16 protein-coding genes are annotated in these 17,648 nt (G+C 67.7%); 9 read left to right on the top strand and 7 right to left on the bottom strand.

What is annotated here, in order from left to right; genetic code table 11:
* The 4 genes from AWB89_RS16745 to AWB89_RS16730 all read right to left on the bottom strand — a co-directional run bounded on the left by AWB89_RS16745 (position 1) and on the right by AWB89_RS16730 (position 4,118).
* Positions 1 to 1,617 carry a multicopper oxidase family protein gene (locus AWB89_RS16745; RefSeq protein ID WP_085175171.1) on the bottom strand — a complete coding sequence of 539 codons (1,617 nt, stop codon included), beginning with the start codon at positions 1,615 to 1,617 and terminating at the stop codon, positions 1 to 3.
* Between the two features lie 90 nt (positions 1,618 to 1,707).
* Complete coding sequence (locus tag AWB89_RS16740; RefSeq protein ID WP_085175169.1) at positions 1,708 to 2,571, bottom strand: ABC transporter substrate-binding protein; 864 nt, start codon at positions 2,569 to 2,571, stop codon at positions 1,708 to 1,710.
* 7 nt (positions 2,572 to 2,578) lie between these two features.
* A complete protein-coding gene (locus AWB89_RS16735; RefSeq protein WP_085175167.1) occupies positions 2,579 to 3,322 on the bottom strand; it encodes an SDR family NAD(P)-dependent oxidoreductase in 744 nt (247 codons plus the stop codon).
* Between the two features lie 28 nt (positions 3,323 to 3,350).
* Complete coding sequence (locus AWB89_RS16730; protein WP_085175165.1) at positions 3,351 to 4,118, bottom strand: SDR family oxidoreductase; 768 nt, start codon at positions 4,116 to 4,118, stop codon at positions 3,351 to 3,353.
* 142 nt (positions 4,119 to 4,260) lie between these two features.
* Between AWB89_RS16730 and AWB89_RS16725 the strand changes: the two genes are divergently transcribed.
* The 9 genes from AWB89_RS16725 to AWB89_RS16685 all read left to right on the top strand — a co-directional run bounded on the left by AWB89_RS16725 (position 4,261) and on the right by AWB89_RS16685 (position 14,243).
* Positions 4,261 to 5,073, top strand: coding sequence for an SDR family NAD(P)-dependent oxidoreductase (locus AWB89_RS16725; protein WP_085175163.1), 813 nt, complete (start codon positions 4,261 to 4,263; stop codon positions 5,071 to 5,073).
* A 71-nt stretch (positions 5,074 to 5,144) separates the two neighbouring features.
* Positions 5,145 to 5,810: a TetR/AcrR family transcriptional regulator gene (locus tag AWB89_RS16720; protein ID WP_085175161.1), complete on the top strand. Its 666-nt coding sequence runs from the start codon at positions 5,145 to 5,147 to the stop codon at positions 5,808 to 5,810.
* 9 nt (positions 5,811 to 5,819) lie between these two features.
* Positions 5,820 to 6,014, top strand: coding sequence for a ferredoxin (locus AWB89_RS16715; RefSeq protein ID WP_085175159.1), 195 nt, complete (start codon positions 5,820 to 5,822; stop codon positions 6,012 to 6,014).
* Between the two features lies 1 nt (position 6,015).
* The gene (locus AWB89_RS16710; RefSeq protein ID WP_085175157.1) at positions 6,016 to 7,260 is read left to right on the top strand and encodes a cytochrome P450; all 1,245 of its coding nucleotides are present in this window, start codon (positions 6,016 to 6,018) and stop codon (positions 7,258 to 7,260) included.
* Positions 7,261 to 7,420: 160 nt separating this feature from the next.
* Positions 7,421 to 8,482: an amidohydrolase family protein gene (locus tag AWB89_RS16705; protein ID WP_174627842.1), complete on the top strand. Its 1,062-nt coding sequence runs from the start codon at positions 7,421 to 7,423 to the stop codon at positions 8,480 to 8,482.
* 60 nt (positions 8,483 to 8,542) lie between these two features.
* Complete coding sequence (locus AWB89_RS16700) at positions 8,543 to 9,712, top strand: M24 family metallopeptidase (RefSeq protein WP_085175197.1); 1,170 nt, start codon at positions 8,543 to 8,545, stop codon at positions 9,710 to 9,712.
* The gene (locus tag AWB89_RS16695; protein ID WP_085175155.1) at positions 9,702 to 10,820 is read left to right on the top strand and encodes a M24 family metallopeptidase; all 1,119 of its coding nucleotides are present in this window, start codon (positions 9,702 to 9,704) and stop codon (positions 10,818 to 10,820) included. The genes AWB89_RS16700 and AWB89_RS16695 overlap by 11 nt, the downstream gene beginning before the upstream one ends.
* Before the next feature lies 1 nt (position 10,821).
* Positions 10,822 to 11,805, top strand: coding sequence for an enoyl-CoA hydratase/isomerase family protein (locus tag AWB89_RS16690; protein ID WP_085093183.1), 984 nt, complete (start codon positions 10,822 to 10,824; stop codon positions 11,803 to 11,805).
* Positions 11,805 to 14,243 (top strand): CaiB/BaiF CoA transferase family protein, encoded by a 2,439-nt coding sequence (locus tag AWB89_RS16685; RefSeq protein WP_241520518.1) that lies wholly within the window; start codon positions 11,805 to 11,807, stop codon positions 14,241 to 14,243. Before AWB89_RS16690 ends, AWB89_RS16685 begins: the two co-directional genes overlap by 1 nt.
* Before the next feature lie 454 nt (positions 14,244 to 14,697).
* Here AWB89_RS16685 and AWB89_RS16675 read toward each other — a convergent pair whose 3' ends face one another.
* From AWB89_RS16675 to AWB89_RS16665, 3 genes are read right to left on the bottom strand one after another with little or no spacing between them, the layout of a single operon-like run.
* Positions 14,698 to 15,534: an SDR family NAD(P)-dependent oxidoreductase gene (locus AWB89_RS16675; protein WP_085093189.1), complete on the bottom strand. Its 837-nt coding sequence runs from the start codon at positions 15,532 to 15,534 to the stop codon at positions 14,698 to 14,700.
* Positions 15,535 to 15,545: 11 nt separating this feature from the next.
* Positions 15,546 to 16,394, bottom strand: coding sequence for a mycofactocin-coupled SDR family oxidoreductase (locus tag AWB89_RS16670; protein WP_085093192.1), 849 nt, complete (start codon positions 16,392 to 16,394; stop codon positions 15,546 to 15,548).
* Between the two features lie 27 nt (positions 16,395 to 16,421).
* Positions 16,422 to 17,624 (bottom strand): cytochrome P450, encoded by a 1,203-nt coding sequence (locus AWB89_RS16665; protein ID WP_085093194.1) that lies wholly within the window; start codon positions 17,622 to 17,624, stop codon positions 16,422 to 16,424.
* Positions 17,625 to 17,648: the final 24 nt, after the last annotated feature.

Raw genomic sequence — 17,648 nt, 5'->3', positions numbered from 1 at the left:
TCAGAAGGTGTAGTCCAGCCGGGTCTGCATGCCGGCGTCCTGGTGGTAGGTGTTGTGACAGTGCAACTGCCACAGGCCCGGATTGTCGGCGACCAGCACGGCGACGATTTTCTGCCTGGGCAGCACGATGACGGTGTCCTTGCGGGCGCCGGGGCCGCCATCGGCATTGATCAGCTGGAAAGTGTGCCCGTGCAGGTGAATTGGGTGGTACATCATCGTGGGGTTGTCGAACGTGATGGTGGGCCGTTCGCCCTCTCGGACGTGAAGCGGATCCGTGTTGGCGTAGGGCCTTCCGTTGATCGTCCAGTTGTATTGCATCATGTTGCCGCCCAGCACGACGGGAAGGTTCAGGTCGGGCTGGGGCCGGCCCAGGTTGACGGGCGTTGTGGCCGTGAACATTCCGATGGTGCCCACCCGCTTGCCGAGTTCGGCCGGCTGAAACTCAGGGCCGGGTGGGCTGCCGGTTCCGGTGAACAGCAGCGCGCGCGCCAGGCTGTTCTTTCCTTCCGCGAGCGCGACCAGCGGGAAGACGCCGTCGGCCGCCGTCACAATCACGTCGTAGCGTTCCGCCATGCCGATCAGCAGGGCGTCGACCTGAGTCGGGACCACGGGATAACCGTCGGTGTGGGTGACGGTCATCGAGTGCCCGGCCAGCGCGACGCGAAACGCGGTGTCGGAGCCCGTGTTGATGAACCGGATCCTGATGCGCTGGCCCGGCTTCGCGTTGAACGTCGTGGGCGCCGTGGGGATCCGGCCGTTGATCAGGTAGTAGGGGTAGTCGATGTCCCCGGCGTCGCCGCCGAGCAGATCGCTTGTGCCGCCGCCGTTGTTGGACATCCCGGGCATGCCGGACGTCGAGGTCGTCGAAGTTGTCGAGATCGAGGTTGTCGAAGTCGTCGAGGTTGTCGAGGTTGGTGAGCTCGAGGTCGCCGATGTCGTCGGCATGCTCGAGCGGCTGGTCTTGTTCGGGCTGGTGAGCTCGTTGTAGAGCTGCTGCGGGCTCTTTCCGATGCCGTCCGTCCAGTCGTCAAGGACGACAACCCATTCGGCGTCGTAGTCGCCGTCGCTCGGGTCGTCGACGATGACCGGCAGATAGAGGCCCATGTCGGCGTCCAGGCCGGTGTGCGGGTGCGCCCAGTAGGTGCCCGAATTCGGCACGGAGAACCGGTAAGTGAAGTCCTGGCCGGCCGGGATGTTCGGGGTCGCAGGCGCGGCGCCGTCCATGTCGTTGCGCAGCGCGACGCCGTGCCAGTGCACCGACGTCGGATGGTCCAGCCGGTTCGAGACCGTGACGACCAGCTCGTCACCGACCTTGGCCCGGATCAGCGGGCCGGGAATGTTGTTGCCATAGGCGAAGGTACGCGCGATCGGGCCGCCGAGATCGACCTGGACCTGCTGGGGCGTCAGGCTGGCGGTCACGGTGCGCCCGCTGTGCGGCCGCGCCTTCTCGGCGGCGGCGATGGCCGCTGCCATTTGCGCCGCGGCGCCCGATACCTGGGAGTTGGAATGGCTGCAGCCCGCCAGCGCGAGGCCGCCCGCGATGCCGGCCGCCATGAAGCCGCGCCTGCTGAGCCGCGCGGCATCGAAGGGCACCCCGCTGGTGGGTAGCACGGGCATCGAGCGCTCCTCGTCTCCAGTCGAATCGCCCCCGGCGCCTTATACCGTGCTCGGCCGCGGGCCGGAACGCAAGTACCGGCGTGCCCGCGCTCAGGCGGGCTGGTAGATCTGGTCGGCCGGTGCCGAGGGCGCGCCGAGCTCGGCCGCGACGGCGTCGACCGCGCGGCGGGCGATGTCGAGATCCACCCGGCCGTCGGGGGTGAAGTACGGGCCGACGTAGCGCTCGTAGTGGCGTCGCACCTCGGCACGGGTCAGCCGGTTGAGAAACGACGCCATGTAATCGATGGTCAGATCCGGCCTGTCGGCGATGGTCCGAAGGGCGCGCTGGTTGGCCCGCACCACCGCTTGCACCGCGGGAGCGTCGATTCGAATTCGCGTCGCGTCGACCGCCACTCCGACGGTAGGGATCTGGAAGTGATCACCTACCCAGGCCAGCACGTGGCAGCCTTCCTCCGCGGCGACCTGCTCGGGCGCCAGGGTGCTGCCGACATAGGCCGCGTCGATCGAACCATCGCGCAAGCGGCGCAGATCCATCTGGTAGTCACCCGGTGGCCGCGCCATACAGTCCAGGTCTCGGTCGGGGTCAAGCCCGTGCTGGCGCAGCACGATCCGCGCGAAGCAGCCGGGGGCGGTGTGCGCCGCGTGCACGGCGAGCCGGCGGCCGCGAAGGTCGGCCATGGTCCGCACGCCGGGGCCGCCGAGGAACCAGAACAACGGGCGGTGGGTGTTCACGCTCAGCACCGTCCACTCGACGCCGTCGGTCAGCCGCGATAACAGCGCCCGACCCAGGCCGATCGTCGCGCAGGAGCGGAGCCGCTCTGTGTCCCATGCGATCCCGTCGCGCACGGCGACGTGGACGCCCTCGTCGCGGAAGTAGCCCTCCTGGTCGGCGACATAGGCGACCAGTTCCTCGTGGATGCCGCGGCCGGCGTAGGCCAGGTCGATGGTGTGCATGGCCGCCTCAGTCCATCGCAAGTCCGCCGTTGATCGGCAGGTAGTGCCCGGTGGTGAAACCGGACTCCTCGCTGGCCAGGAACGCGATGGTGTGCGCGATCTCATCCGGCGTGACCAGCCGTCCCATCGGAGCGGCCTCTCCGAGCGCGCGCACCCGGTCCGGCGTCAGTTGGCCGGTCACCGCCGTCCCGCTCACGGTCGCCGGTGCGACGAGGTTGGCGGTGATCCCGTGCGGGGCGAGCTCGAGTGCGACGTACCGGACGAACTGGTCCAACGCCGCCTTCGCGGTGCCCAGCGCGATCATCCCGTCGCGCGGACGCCGGGACAGTCCGGTGCTGAGATAGATCAACCGGCCGTAGCCGCGCGAAACCATGTGCGGCGCAACGGCCTTCGTGAGCAGGTATGCGGCATGCAGTTCCGCCTCCAGCTTGCCGCCGAGCTGCTCCCAGGTGAGGTCGGCGAACGAGGTGACGGCGAACGGGATCAACGCGTTGTGCACCAGCACGTCGACGCCGCCCCAGCGCTGGGCAATCTCGTCGGCCATGGCGGAGACGTCCCCGGGCACGGTGACGTCGGCCCGAACGGCGACGGCCTCACCGCCGGCCGCGGTGATGCCGGCAACCACCTCCTCGGCCTGTTGGCCGCTGGCGCGGTGGTTGACGACGACCCGAAATCCGCGGCCGGCCAGGACCCGCGCGGTCGCCGCACCGATGCCCCGGCTGGCCCCCGTGATCATCGCGACCCGTGGCATCGGTGACCCCCGTCGGCCCCGCGGGCGCTTAGAGCGCGCCGCTGGTCGCCCGCGCGGCCGCCCAGTCGCTGAAGCGGGTGGGGTAGATCGTCGGGTCCTCGCTGTCGAGGGGCACGATCGTGTGCTCGTCGAGCTTGGTGCCGAAATAGCGGGCCTCGGGATCCCCCATCACCTGACGTGGATCGCCGGCCGCCAAAAGGGCGGCCCGGATAAAGTCGTCCATTCCGCGCCTTTCGGGGCCGGCGATGTTGGTCATGCCGTTGGTCGGCTCGCTGATCGTCGCGCCGGCGACGGCGGTGGCGACGTCCTTGGCCGCGATCGGCTGGAACGCCCCGACCGGCAGGCGGACGGTGTCGCCCTCGGTCGCCGAATCGGCGATGGCCGTGACGAATTCGAAGAACTGCGTCGCCCGCACGATCGAATACGGGTTACCCGATTCCACGATCAGCTTCTCCTGGGCGACCTTGGCCCGCATGTAGCCGCTGTCCGGGGCGCGGTCGGCCCCCACGATCGAGAGGGCGACGTGGTGGCGCACGCCGGCCGCGCGCTCGGCGGCGAGAAGGTTTTTGGTCGACGCCGTGAAGAAGTGCATGACGGGGTCGTCGTCGAAGGACGGCGAGTTGGACACGTCCACCACCGTGTGCATGCCCGCCACCGCCTCGGCGAGACCCTCGCCGGAGACGGAGTCGACGCCGGAGCGGGGCGAGGCCGAGATCGCCTCGTGTCCCAGCGCGGTCAGATCGGCGATGACCTGCGAGCCGATCAGTCCCGTGCCGCCGATAACCAAGACCTTCATAGTCGAACCCTCCCGAAGTAGCCGATGAAGCGGTGCCCTCAGCCTTCCACTTTCGAAAGTGAATTGATATACGGCCTGCTCGCCCGAGGCTGCTTAAATCAACTGCTTGACTTAACGCGCCCGACGCCGATTAACTCGTCGTGTGGTCAACGAGCTGGCAGGCAAAGTCGCCATCGTCACCGGCGGGGCATCGGGTCTGGGTCGCGGCATGGTCGAGAGGTTTGTAGCCGAGGGCGCGCGTGTCGTCATCGCCGATGTCGCAACCGGCGACGGCGAAGCCCTGGCGGCGGCGTTGGGCCCGGATGCTGTCTTCCGGCATACGGACGTATCGGATCCCGAACAGGCCGGCGCGCTGGTGGCAGCGGCCGTCGAGAAGTTCGGCGGTTTGCACGTCATGGTCAACAACGCCGGGATCTCGAGCAAGATGCATCGCCGGTTCTTCGACGACGACCTGGCCGATTTCCACCGCGTCATGGCGGTCAACGTCCTGGGCGTGATGGCGGGCACCCGAGAAGCCGGTAAGCACATGGCCGAACACGGTGGGGGATCGATCATCAACGTGACCTCTATCGGCGGCATTCAGGCCGGCGCCGGCGTGATGACGTACCGCGCGTCCAAGGCCGCGGTCATCCAGTTCACCAAATGCGCGGCAATCGAATTGGCCCACTACGAAATTCGGGTCAATGCCATCGCACCGGGCAATATCCCGACCCCGATCGTGTCGAAGTCCGCGGTGGATATGGATCCCGAGCAGATCGTCCGGTTCGAGGCGCGGATTCGCCAGACGATGAGGGAGGACCGTCCGCTGAAACGCGAGGGCACCCCCGACGACATCGCCGAAGCGGCGCTGTATTTCGCCACCGACCGGTCGCGCTACGTCACCGGGACCGTGCTCCCGGTCGACGGTGGGACCTCGGCGGGCAAGGCGATCCGGTCCAAGAAGCCCGAAGGATGACCGCACCGGAGCGTCGGCAGGATTTAAATCAAGCGCTTGACTTAAAGCGAGGGACGGGGTTGACTAACGGGATGACGACCGCAGGAAGGGCCGTTCGCACCGAGCGGGCCAGCTCTACCCAGGAGGCGATCCTGGTGGCGGCCGAACGGCTCTACGCCGAGCACGGCATGTTCGCGGTGTCGAACCGTCAGGTCAGCGAGGCCGCCGGTCAGGGCAACAACGCCGCGGTGGGCTATCACTTCGGCACCAAGGCAGACCTGGTGCGCGCCATCGAGCAGAAGCACCGCGGTCCCGTAGAGCAGCTTCGCGAACGCATGGTGGCCGAGCTGCTGGAATCGGGCGGGTCGGCCGATATGCGGGGCTGGGTGGCCTGCCTGGTGCGCCCGCTCACCGACCACCTCGAGCAGCTCGGCAACCCCACCTGGTACGCGCGCTTCGCGGCGCAGGCGATGACCGATCCCGCGTACTACAACATCATCGTCAAGGGCGCACTCAGCTCGCCGTCGCTGGTTCAGGTCGTCGACGGGATCAACGATTGCCTGCCCAACTTGCCGGCCGAGGTGCGATTCGAACGCAACATCATGGCCCGCAACCTGTTGATGCACACCTGCGCCGACCGTGAACGCGCGCTGGCGGCGGGTTCGTCGATGCACCAATCATCCTGGCGCGCAGCGGCATCCGGCCTCATCGACGCGATCGTGGGCCTGTGGCTGGGGCCCGTGACACCGGACGACTAGGGGGCGCGGATGAAAGTCACGGTCGACCAGAACATTTGCGCGTCATCGGGCAACTGCGTCATGAACGCGCCCGAGGTATTCGACCAGCGCGACGACGACGGCGTGGTCGTTCTGCTCAATCCCCATCCAACGCCCGAGCAGGCCGACGACGCGCGACGCGCGGCCGCGGCCTGCCCCGCACTGGCCATTCACATCGAGGAATGAAATGTCGGACACACTGACGAGCACCAAGACCGAAGCGGCCCCGCACATTCCGGACTATCCGATGGCTCGGGATGCGGGCTGCCCGTTCGCCCCGCCGCCGGACGTCATGGCGCTCGCCGCGGCCAAGCCGCTGAGCAGGGTTCGGATCTGGGACGGCAGCACGCCGTGGCTCGTCACCGGCTACGACCAGGTGCGGGAGCTGTTCTCCGATTCGCGGGTCAGCGTCGACGACCGCACGCCCGGGTTTCCGCACTGGAACGAGGGCATGTTGTCCACCGTGCACAAGCGCCCGCGATCCGTCTTCACCTCCGACGGCGAGGAACACACCCGCTTCAGGCGGATGCTGTCGAAGCCCTTCACTTTCAAGCGGGTGGAAGGGTTGCGGCCGAGCATCCAGAAGATCACCGACGACCACATCGACGCGATGCTCGCCGGACCGCAGCCCGCCGACCTCGTCACCGCGCTCGCCCTGCCGGTCCCGTCGCTGGTGATCAGCCAGCTGCTCGGGGTGCCGTACGAAGACGCGGACATGTTCCAGCACCACGCCAACGTCGGGCTCGCGCGCTACGCGACGGGGGAGGACACCGTCAAGGGCGCGATGAGCCTCAACAAGTACCTCGCCCAGCTGGTCGAGGCCAAGATGGAAGACCCAGCCGAAGACGCGGTGTCCGACCTGGCCGAGCGGGTCAAGGCCGGGGAACTCAGCGTCAAGGAGGCCGCGCAGCTGGGGACCGGTCTCCTGATCGCCGGCCACGAGACCACCTCGAACATGATCGGGCTGGGCGTGCTTGCGCTGCTGCAGAATCGGGACCAGCTGACCGTCATCCGCGACGCCGAGGACCCCAAGATCGTCGCGAACGCGGTCGAGGAACTGCTGCGCTACCTGAGCATCATCCAGAACGGCCAGCGCCGCGTGGCCCTCGAGGACATCACCATCGCCGGCGAGGTCATCCGCGCCGGAGACGGCATCATCATCGACCTGGCGCCGGCGAACTGGGATGCACGCGCCTTCACCGAGCCGGACCGGCTCTACCTGCACCGGTCCGGCGCGGACCGCAACGTCGCGTTCGGCTACGGCAGGCATCAGTGTGTCGGGCAGCAGCTTGCCCGCGCGGAGCTGCAAATCGTCTACCGCACGCTGCTGCGCCGGGTCCCGACGCTGGAGCTGGGCATCCCGTTCGAGGAGGTGCCGTTCAAGCACGACCGGCTCGCCTACGGCGTCTACGAATTGCCGGTGACCTGGTGAGCCGACCTGATTACTCTCGAAAAAGCCGATCCGGAATGGAGGGTCAATGATGACGACTCAGACAAGCAGCGTTTCGCTTTATCCGCCGGGAGGCTTTGGCGCACCGAAGGATCGGCGCGGGCACGCCGTCGGCAGCAACGTGGGGCTGCCGGAAGGGACGGTGGTTTTTTCCGCCGACAACCACATCTCCCTGGCCGCAGATATCTTCTACGAGCGCTTCCCCGAGGAGCTCAAGGACAAGGCGCCGCGGATCTGGTACGAGGACGGCGCCTATCAGGTGGGTCGCAAGGGCCAGTCGTTCCTGCCGGGTGACTTCAGCGCGGTGCTGATGCAGTACGACGACCTGCCCGGGGCCGCCAGCACCAACATCGAGGCCCGCATCCAGGAGCTGCGCGAGGACGGCGTCGACAAGGAACTGGCGTTCCCCAACGCGGTGCTGGCGCTGTTCCACTACCCGGACAAGAAGCTTCGCGAACTCGCCTTCCGCATCTACAACGAGTACATCGCGGAGCTGCAGGAGCGCTCGGACGGCCACTTCTACGGTGCCGGGCTGATCAACTGGTGGGACCCGCAAGGCGCCCGGCAAACGCTGGAGGAGCTGAAGTCGTTGGGGCTCAAGACGTTCCTGATGCCGCTCAACCCGGGTAAGGACGACGACGGCAACCCGATCGACTACTCGAGCACGTCGATGGACCCGGTGTGGGACGAGATCGAAGCCGCCGGCCTGCCGATCACCCACCACATCGGGGAGACCCCGCCGAAAAGCCCGACCGAGTTCAACAGCGTGGTGGTCGGCATGATGATCAACATCGACGGATTCCGGGAGACGTTCGCCAAGTACATCTTCGGCGGCATCCTCGACCGCCACCCGACGCTGCGCCTCGGCTGGTTCGAGGGCGGCATCTCGTGGGTTCCGTGGGCGCTGCAGGACGCCGAGCACCTGGTGGCCTCCTATCAGCACATGTTCAACCGGCCGCTGGAGCACGACGTGCGCTACTACTGGGACAACCACATGAGCGCGTCGTTCATGGTCGACCCCCTCGGCCTGCAGTTGATCGACAAGATCGGTGTGGACAAGGTGATGTGGTCCAGCGATTACCCGCACAACGAAAGCACCTACGGCTATTCCGAAAAGTCGCTGGCCGCCGTCGTCGACGCCGTCGGGCCGGAGAATGCGGCCCGCATCGTCAGCGGCAACGTGACCAAATTCCTGGGGCTGTAAGTGACGGCTGTCGCGCCGGCCGGCGGGCTGGCGATTCCCGAAACACCTGACCTGACGCGGATGCGCCGCGAGACCGGGACTCGACTGCGGGCGGCGATGGCCGAACGCGGCGTCGACGCGCTGATCCTGCTGGGCAACAGCGCGGTGGTCTACGCCACCGGCACGAGTTGGCCGCTGGGCGACGCCGGCATGTCCTACGTCGAGCGGCCGGTGGCCGTGATCGTCGCCGACGACGAATGGCCGCATCTGTTCCTGCCCTTCCGGGCGGGCGCCGCGCACGAGTCGGAGCTGCCCGCCGACCACCTGCACGAGCCGGTCTACCTCGAATTCGACGAAGGCGTAGCCGATTTCGCTCGCCGGTTGGCCGATCTGGTACCGGCCGGCGCGGTGATCGCGGTGGACGAGTGCACCGGTGCGATGTCCCGCGCCGCGAAGTCGTTGTTCCCCAACGGCGGTCCCGCCGATGCGTCCGCCATCGTCAGTGCCGCCAAGGTCGTCAAGACCCCGGACGAACTGGCCTGCATCCGCGCCGCGGTTCGGATCAGCGACGAGGCGATGGTGGACGTGCAGAAGGCTTTGGCTCCCGGCGTCCGCCAAAGCGACCTGTCGGCAAGCTTTTTGCGGCGGGCCTTCGAATTGGGGGCCATGGCCAGCATGCTGGAGCCGATCTGGCAGGTGATGCCGCCCAGCAAGGCGGAGGGGGTGTGGACGACACACGGCGACCTGGCCCTGCCGCTGTTGAGCACCGAGCGCGCATTGGCCGAGGGCGACGTGCTGTGGACCGACGTCAGCATCACCTACCACGGCTATTGCTCGGACTTCGGCCGCACGTGGCTGGTGGGCCGCGACCCGGCGCCGCGCCAGCGGGCACAGTTTCAGAAATGGCAGGAGATCATGACCGCCGTCGAGGGCGTAGCTCGCGCCGGCGTTACCGCCGGTGATCTCGGCCGAGCCGCCATTGCGGCCAACGGCGGCAGCCGGCCCTGGCTTCCGCACTTCTATCTCGGCCACGGCATCGGCGTCAATGCGGCCGAAATGCCCATGATCGGGACGGATCTGGGACAGGAGTTCGACGACAATTTCGTCCTGCAGCAGGGCATGGTGCTGGTCCTGGAACCGGTGGTCTGGGAGGACGGCACCGGTGGCTACCGCAGCGAAGAGGTCGTGGTGATTACCGAGGAAGGCACGATTCGATTGACCGACTACCCCTACGCCCCCTATGGCAACTGAAGTCCTCCCCGACGCTCGTGACCTGCGCTTGGGGCGCCGCGAGCGCGCGCTCGAGCAGATGGCGGCACACGACCTCGACGTCCTGGTCCTCGGGCGCCAGGCCAACATCCGCTACGTCACCGGCGCCCCGCAGCTGTGGGTCGCCGGGACCCGGCCCTTCGGCCCGTCCTGCGTGCTGGTGCGCGAAACCGGCGCCATCCACCTGCTCAGCACTTGGGACGAAGGCGTCCCCCACGACATCCCGCACGAGAACCTCTATGGCATCTCGTGGAACCCGATGAACACGATGTCCGCGCTGCGGCGCATCGACGGTGCGGCCTCGGCTCGTCGCGTCGGAACCGACGCGCTCTCACCGGCTTTCGCGCAGCTGCTGCCCACGGCGTTCCCGAACGCGGAGCTGGTCGACGGGGAACGCGCCATGCGCGCCGCCCGGCGCATCAAGACGGACGATGAGGTGGCGGCGCTGCGGGCGGCGATCGCGGTGGCCGAATCCGGCCTGGCCGCCACGGTGGCCGAGCTGCAGCCGGGCGTGCGCGAACAAACGCTGGCCGGCGTCATGCTGGAGGCCATGGCGGCCGGCGGCGTGAGCACGCCGGCCAACCAGGAATTCGCCTGGATCACGTCGCCGGATCACCCGTGGCGGCGGGTCGACGGTGACGGCCGCGTGAAAGACGGTGACCTGGTGGCGTTCTCGGCCGGCGTGCTGGCCGGGGGCTACATGGGCGAGGTCGGCCGGACCTGGCCCGCGGGTGGTGCCGGCGGTGCGTCGGCTTTATACCGCCGCTGGGACAAGCTGTGCGCCAGGCTCTTAGCGGCATGCCAGCCCGGCGCCGCGGCCGGCGAATTGCTGGCCGCCTACGAAGCCGCCGGTGAGCCGGCGCCCCCGATGCCGGTGGCCCGGGGCCTGGGCATGGGCTTCGACCCGCCGGTGGTGTCCCAGCACCTGCCCCGCACCGCGGCCAACGAACGGCTCGAGCCGGGAATGGTCCTTGCCGTGACCGGCTACGTCTGGCAGCAGGGAGTCGGCGCGGTGTTCGGGCGTGAGGCCGTTCTGATCACCTCCTACGGCCCGCAAGTGCTGACGTCGAGCCCGCACTGGCAGGGGTAACGTGTCTGCCAAGCCAGATGACCGGGCGGAGAAGGTCATCCGGTACGAGAAGGATGCGAAGACCCGCATCGCCACGATCACCTTCGACCGGCCGAGCCACCTGAACGCGCCGACGATCGCGGCGCGGCTGCGCTATGCCGACCTGCTGCACCGGGCCGGCGTCGACGACGACGTCAAGGTGCTGGTGGTCCGGGGCGAAGGTGACGACCTGGGCTCCGGCGCCGACCTGACCGAGGAAATGCGGGTGCAGGAGTCGGTGGACCAGGGACCGCGCCTTGCCGAATACCGAATCGGCACAGACGAAGTGAAATTTCCGCCCGAGGGCTCGTTTCGGCGCGGCGCCACCCTCGGGCAGTGGTATGCCAACCCGAACTCCGGCATCCGCGGGCTGCAGGACTTCAAGAAGATCAGCATCCTGGAGGTCAAGGGCTATTGCTACGGATGGCACTTCTACCAGGCGGCCGACGCTGACCTGGTGATCGCCAGCGACGACGCCCTTTTCGGCCATCCCTCCTTCCGGTATTTCGGCTGGGGCCCGCGGATGTGGTGGTGGGCGCAGACCATGGGCATCCGAAAATTTCAGGAAATGGTCTTCACCGGAAGGGCTTTCACCGCCGCCGAGATGTACGACTGCAACTTTCTCAACAAGGTCGTCCCCCGGGATCGACTCGAAGCGGAGGTGCACAAGTACGCGCTGGCCTGCGCGCGCAACAGACCCACCGACACGGTGTTCATGCAGAAGGTCTTCTTCGAGATCATGAAGCAGTTTCAGGGTGAATACCTGGGCAGCATGCTCGGCGGCTTCTTCGAGTCGGTGGGCGGCAAAGCCCAGCAGGATGCCGAGGGCGACTTCACGCTCGGCGACGCCATCCAACGGGGACTGGGCGACGCGGTCAAGGACAACGACGACAAGTTCCCGCCGGAATGGCGTCTCAGCAAAAAGGGGCGCGGCAAGAAGGACTCCAAGGGGAAGAGAAAGCACTAGTGGCGCAAGCACTCCCCGAATTCCCGCTGGCCGGCTATGCCGTGGTCGACCTGTCCACCGGGATAGCGGGCGCCTACTGCACGAAGTTGCTGGCCGACGGCGGTGCCGACGTGGTCAAAGTTGAACCACCAGAGGGCGATCCGCTGCGTGCCTGGTCGGCCTCGGGCGCCGCCATCCGGCCCGGCGAGGATGGCGCGCTGTTCAGCTTCCTTGCCGGATCCAAGCACAGCGTCGTCGCCGATCCCGATATCGGCGACGACGTCACCCTGGTCGACGGGCTGCTGGCCACCGCGGAGGCGGTGGTGTGGTCCGGTGGTTCGAGACTGGCCGAAAGCCCGGACTTCACGCCGGCCGCCCTGCACGACCGCCATCCGCACCTGACCGTCCTGTCGATCACACCGTTCGGGCTGCAGGGACCCTGGCGAGACCGGGCGGCCACCGAGTTCACGCTGCAGGCCTGGTCCGGGGGAATCATCGGACTCGGACGCGGGGAGCCCGACCTCGCGCCGGTGTTCGTCGGCGGGCAGGTCGGGGAATACCTGGCCGGGGTCTACGCCAGTGCCGCCCTGCTGGCCGCGCGGTACGACCGATTCGGCGGCGGCCGGGGGCAGTTGCTGGACCTGTCGATGCTGGAGACGCAGATCCTTTGTCTGACCTACTATCCCGTCACCTACTTCGAAATGCTCGGGCGCCCGTGGCGCGACGCCAGACGGCTCACCGTGCCCGGCGTGGCCCGCGCCAAAGACGGACTGGTGGACCTCGGCTGTGGCACCGCGCAGCAGTGGTTCGACCTCTGCGCGATGGTGGGACACCCCGAGTGGATCGATGAGGAATCGCCGCTGACGATCACCGAGCAGGCCAACCTCCACGCCGATGAGATCTACGCGTGGGTCGAGAGCAACACCGTTGAGGATATCCGGGAGCTGGCGACGGCGTTCCGGATCCCGAACGCGCCGGTTGCCAACGGCGCCAACATCGCAACGCTCGACCACTTCCGCGAACGCGGATCGTTCGTGCGCAACCCGCGCGACGGGTTTCAGCAGCCAGGGCATCCGTACCGCATCGGACCGGCCCGCCTACGCCCCCCTGGCCCCGCGCCGCGGCTGGGGGAGCACACGTCGCGCTACCGGACCGCCGGCGCCGCCCCTCGGCCGGCGCCCAGAACCTCGGAAGAGCACCCAAAAAGACTGCCGCTGACCGGACTTCGCGTGCTCGACATGACGACGTTCTGGGCCGGACCGTGCGGCACCCACTTCCTGGCCATGCTGGGCGCCGAAGTCATCCACCTGGAATCCGCCCGCCGCCCCGACGGCACCCGCCTGATCGCCGGCCTACCGATCACCGAAGCCCAGTGGTGGGAGAAGTCGCCGATCTTCGCGGCGCTGAACACCAACAAGAAGGGGCTCACGCTGGACCTGCAGAGCCCGCGCGGCCGGGAGCTGCTGTGCCGGCTCATCGCGACGTGCGACGTGGTCGCGGAGAACTTCACGCCCCGGGTGCTGGACCAGGTCGGGCTGGATTTCCCCGCAATTCAGGCGATCAAGCCCGACGCCGTACTGCTGCGGATGCCGGGGTTCGGCCTGGACGGGCCGTGGCGCGACAACCCGGCGTTCGCCTATGTCATCGAGGCCGCGGCGGGCGTGAGCTGGCTGACCGGCTATCCCGACCGCACGCCGTACGACCCGTATTCGATCGGCGATCCCAACGCGGGCATGCACGCGCTCAACGGGTTGCTGCTGGCGCTGGAGCATCGTCGCCGCACCGGCGAGGGCGTCCTGGTGGAGGCGGCGATGGTGGACGCCGCGCTCAGCATCTCCGCCGAGCAGGTCATCGAGTACTCCGCTTACGGCGCGCTGCTGGAACGGGCGGGCAACCGCGGACCGACCGCGGCGCCGCAAAACCTTTACCGCAGCGCCGATATCGACGAATTCGGCCGCCTGGACAGTTGGGTCGCCATCGCCGTCGCGACGGACGACCAGTGGGCACGCCTGGGCAAGGCGCTGGGGTCGCCCCCGTGGGCGACCGATCCGAAGCTGGCCACCGCGGCCGGGCGGGCGGCGCACCACGATCTGATCGACGAACGCCTGACCGACTGGTGTGGGCCCCGCGGCCGCGACGAGATCGTCGCCACCCTCTGGGAGGCCGGCGTGCCGGTGGCCAAGGTCATGCAGCCCCACCGCCAAACGGAATTGGAACAGCTGGCATTTCGGCACTTCTTCGAGGAGGTCGAGCATCCGGTGAGCGGCCCGGCGAGACTGAGCACCGTGCCGATGAGGTTCTCCGCCGGACCCGGCGCGTTTCACACCCGGCACGCGCCGCTGCTCGGCGAGCACAACCGCGAATTGCTGACCCAGCTGGGTTTGACCGATTCGGAAATCGCCGACCTGGAAGCCGATGGGGTCATCGGACAGGCGCCGGCGATGCGCGCCGCGACCTGACCGGTGGTGGCCGAGGTGTCACATTTGTGACCGCTGCGGAGTCTAAAGGGCATGAACGCATTACTGCATCGAAGCGTATTGGCCCTGTTGGGCGTGAGCGGCGCGGTGACGGGCGGTTGGGCCTACGCGGCGCCGCGCCACTGGTATGACACCTATCCCGGTTTGGGTATGAGCTGGCTGCCTCAACTCGGCCCGTACAACGAGCACTTCGCCAAAGACGTCGGGGCGATGTTTCTGGCCATGGCGGCCGTCACCGCCGTGGCGTTCGTGCTGGTGGCCAACCAAACCCTGGTCAGGGTGACCGCGGTGATGTGGCTCGTCTTCAACACGCTGCATTGCGCGTATCACCTGTCGATGCTGCACATGTACAACACCCGGGATGCGACGGTGAACGGAATTCTGTTGTCGCTGGCCGTGTTGGCGGCGGCGGCATTGTTCATCCCCGTGCGGATCCCTAGTGGGCCCAGCCCTCGGCAGCCTGTTCGTCGAACGTACGGTCAATCCGCTCGAACCGACGCTTTACCGAGGCGCGCGCCGCCTCGTGCGGCAGGACGTACAGCCGGTTGGCCACGATCGCGTCGGCCGTCAGCCTGGCGACCTCGTCGACCCCCAGCGTCTGGTCCTGCGCCGGGAGCGGGCCCAGCGAGCCCGTCACGTCGGGCGCCGACGCCAGCCCGTAGTCCGCGCCGCGAATGCGTTCCGAGTTGGAGACCAGCTTGGTCTCGACGACCATCGGGCACAGCACCGATACGCCGATGCCGTTGTCCTTGACTTCGCGCGCCAGGGTCTCCGCCAGGCCCACGACGCCGTACTTGGCGACGCCGTACGCGCCCAGGCCCGCGTTGGGCACGAGCCCGGCGAACGACGCGGTGAACGCGATGTGGCCACCGGTACCCTGCTCGAGGAGTCTCGGCAGGAAGGCCTCGACGGCGTGGATCGAGCCCCACAGGTCGATGTCGATCACCCAGCGCCAGTCGTCGTGCGTCATCTGCGCGAGGGGACCCGCGACGACGATCCCGGCGTTACTGAACAGCACGTCAACCTGGCCGAGCAGGCGGAAAGCCTCTTCCGCGAGGTGCACCATCTCCTCGAGATGCCGCACGTCGCACATCACCCCGTGCGCGTCAAAGCCCTCGCCGCGCAACCGTGCGACGGCCTGCTCCAGCGCGGGCTGATCGACGTCGGCGAGCACCAGCCGGGCGCCGCGGCGGGCAAACTCGGTGGCGGTCGCAAAACCGATGCCGCTCGCCCCACCGGTGACCACCGCGGCGCGTCCTTCGAATCCGTCCATAGGACGGGACCCTATTTCAGGCAGCTACCCGCGTCGATGGGCAGGGTCACCCCGGTGACGTAGCGGGACTCGTCGGAGGCGAAGAACAGCACCGCGTTGCTGATGTCCACCGGTTCCACCCACGGGACGGGCAGCGTGTGGAACATCTGGCAAATCGGCGCCATGTCGTCGGGACCCGGGTTCTCCAGATCCGGCCGGAACATCCGCCAGGTCCCCTCGTTCATGATCATCGCGGTGCTCACGTGGGTGGGGTGCACGGAGTTGACGCGAATCATGTGCTGCCCCAATTCAACCCCGAACGCCCGCATCAGGCCGACCACGCCGTGTTTGGCGGCGACGTAGTGGCCGGTGTGCGGGTAGGCCTTGAGCCCGCCGACCGAGCTGGTCAAGATGATCGACCCGCCGCGGCCGCCCGCAAGGATGTGGGGGACACCGGCTTTCACCGATTTCCACACCCCGGACAGGTTGACGTCGATCATCTCCGTCCAGTCCTCTTCGCTGGTCTTGTCCAGCGTTTCACCGCCATTGCCGATGCCGGCGTTGGCCACGATGATGTCGAGCCGGCCCAGCTGCTCAACACCGCTGTCGACGGCGGCCTTGAGGGCGGCGTAGTCACGCACGTCGACTTCGGCCGTGAAGATGCGGCGGTTGTGGCCCTTGACGAGGTCGGCGGTCTCGGCCAGATCCTCGGGTGTCGACGCGGGGATCGCGGTGTCCGGAAGGCCGTCGCGGATCGGCTTGCAGATGTCGACGGCGATGATGTCGGCGCCCTCCTGCGCCAACCGCACCGCGTGGCTGCGGCCCTGACCGCGCGCCGCCCCGGTGATGAAAGCGACTTTGCCTTCAACACGTCCAGTCATTGGCTCCTACCTCATTTCCTCAACGGCTCAGCCGAGAACGGCCGGCATGGTCTCCCATCCCCGCACGGTGGAAGTCGGGGACAGCTTGGCGGCGGCAAGGTCGACGTCCCAGTCGGGAAAGCGCTTCAAGATCTCCTCGAGTGCGATGCGGCCCTCCAGGCGCGCCAGCGCCGAGCCGAGACAGTAATGAGTGCCGACACTGAACGTCAGGTGTTGGTGCGGTTCGCGCCGGATGTCGAAAACGTCTCCGTCCGGGGGGAATTGGCGGTGATCGCGATTGGCCGCACCGACGAGCATCATCATGACGCTGCCGGCGGGCACGCGTTGGCCGTAGTACTCGACGTCGCGGGTGACGTAGCGGGCGACGTGCGGCGCCGGCGGTTCGAAGCGCAGCAACTCCTCGATCGCCGCGGGGATCAGCGACCGGTCGGCGACCAACGCGCGCCGCTGCTCGGGGTGTTCGGCCAGCACCTTGCCGGTCCAGCCGATCAGCCGCGTGGTGGTCTCGTTGCCGGCCCCGGAGACGACGCTGATGTAGATGAGCAGTTCCTCGCGGGTGAGCCGCCGGGCGGTTCCCGTTTCGTCCTCGAACTCGGCGTGCAGAAGTTCGGTCATGATGTCGTCGGAGGGGTGCTCGGCCCGCCAGTCGATGAACTGGCCGAAGAATTCGCCGTTCATCATGTGGTCGGCCGTGGCATCCATCGGCTTGCCCGCTTCGGTGCGCAGGTTGGCGTTGGCGCGGTCGCGGGCGGCCTCCTGGTACTCCTCGGGAATGCCCAGCAGCATGCCGATCACCCGCATGGGCATCTGCGCTCCGAGGTCGGCGACGAAGTCGAACCGGTCCGTGCCGACCAGCGGATCCAAACTGCGAGCACAGAATTCGCGGATCTTCGGCTCGAGATCGTTGATCTTGCGCGGCGTGAACATCCGGGACAGCAGCTTGCGGTGGACGTCATGGATCGGCGGATCCTCGAACAAGATCACCCCTGGCGGGATGTCGATGTTCGCCTTGATCAGCTCGAGGATGGCGCCCTTCGCCGAGCTGAAGGTCTGGTAGTCGACCAGCCCGCGGTCCACGTCGTCGAACCGGCTCAGCGCGTAGAAGTCGTGCTGCTCGTTGTAATACAGCGGCGCCTCTTCGCGCAGCCGCCGAAACATCGGGTAGGGGTCGGCGTTCAGCCCCACGTCGTACGGGTCGAAGTGAATTTCGCTGGGCGCGCTGAGTGTCACGGGTGGTCAATCGCCTCTCGCCGG

Source organism: Mycobacterium paraense, assembly GCF_002101815.1.
In the GTDB taxonomy this organism is placed as follows: Bacteria; Actinomycetota; Actinomycetes; order Mycobacteriales; family Mycobacteriaceae; genus Mycobacterium; species Mycobacterium paraense.
This window is presented reverse-complemented; position numbering and strand designations above follow the sequence as displayed.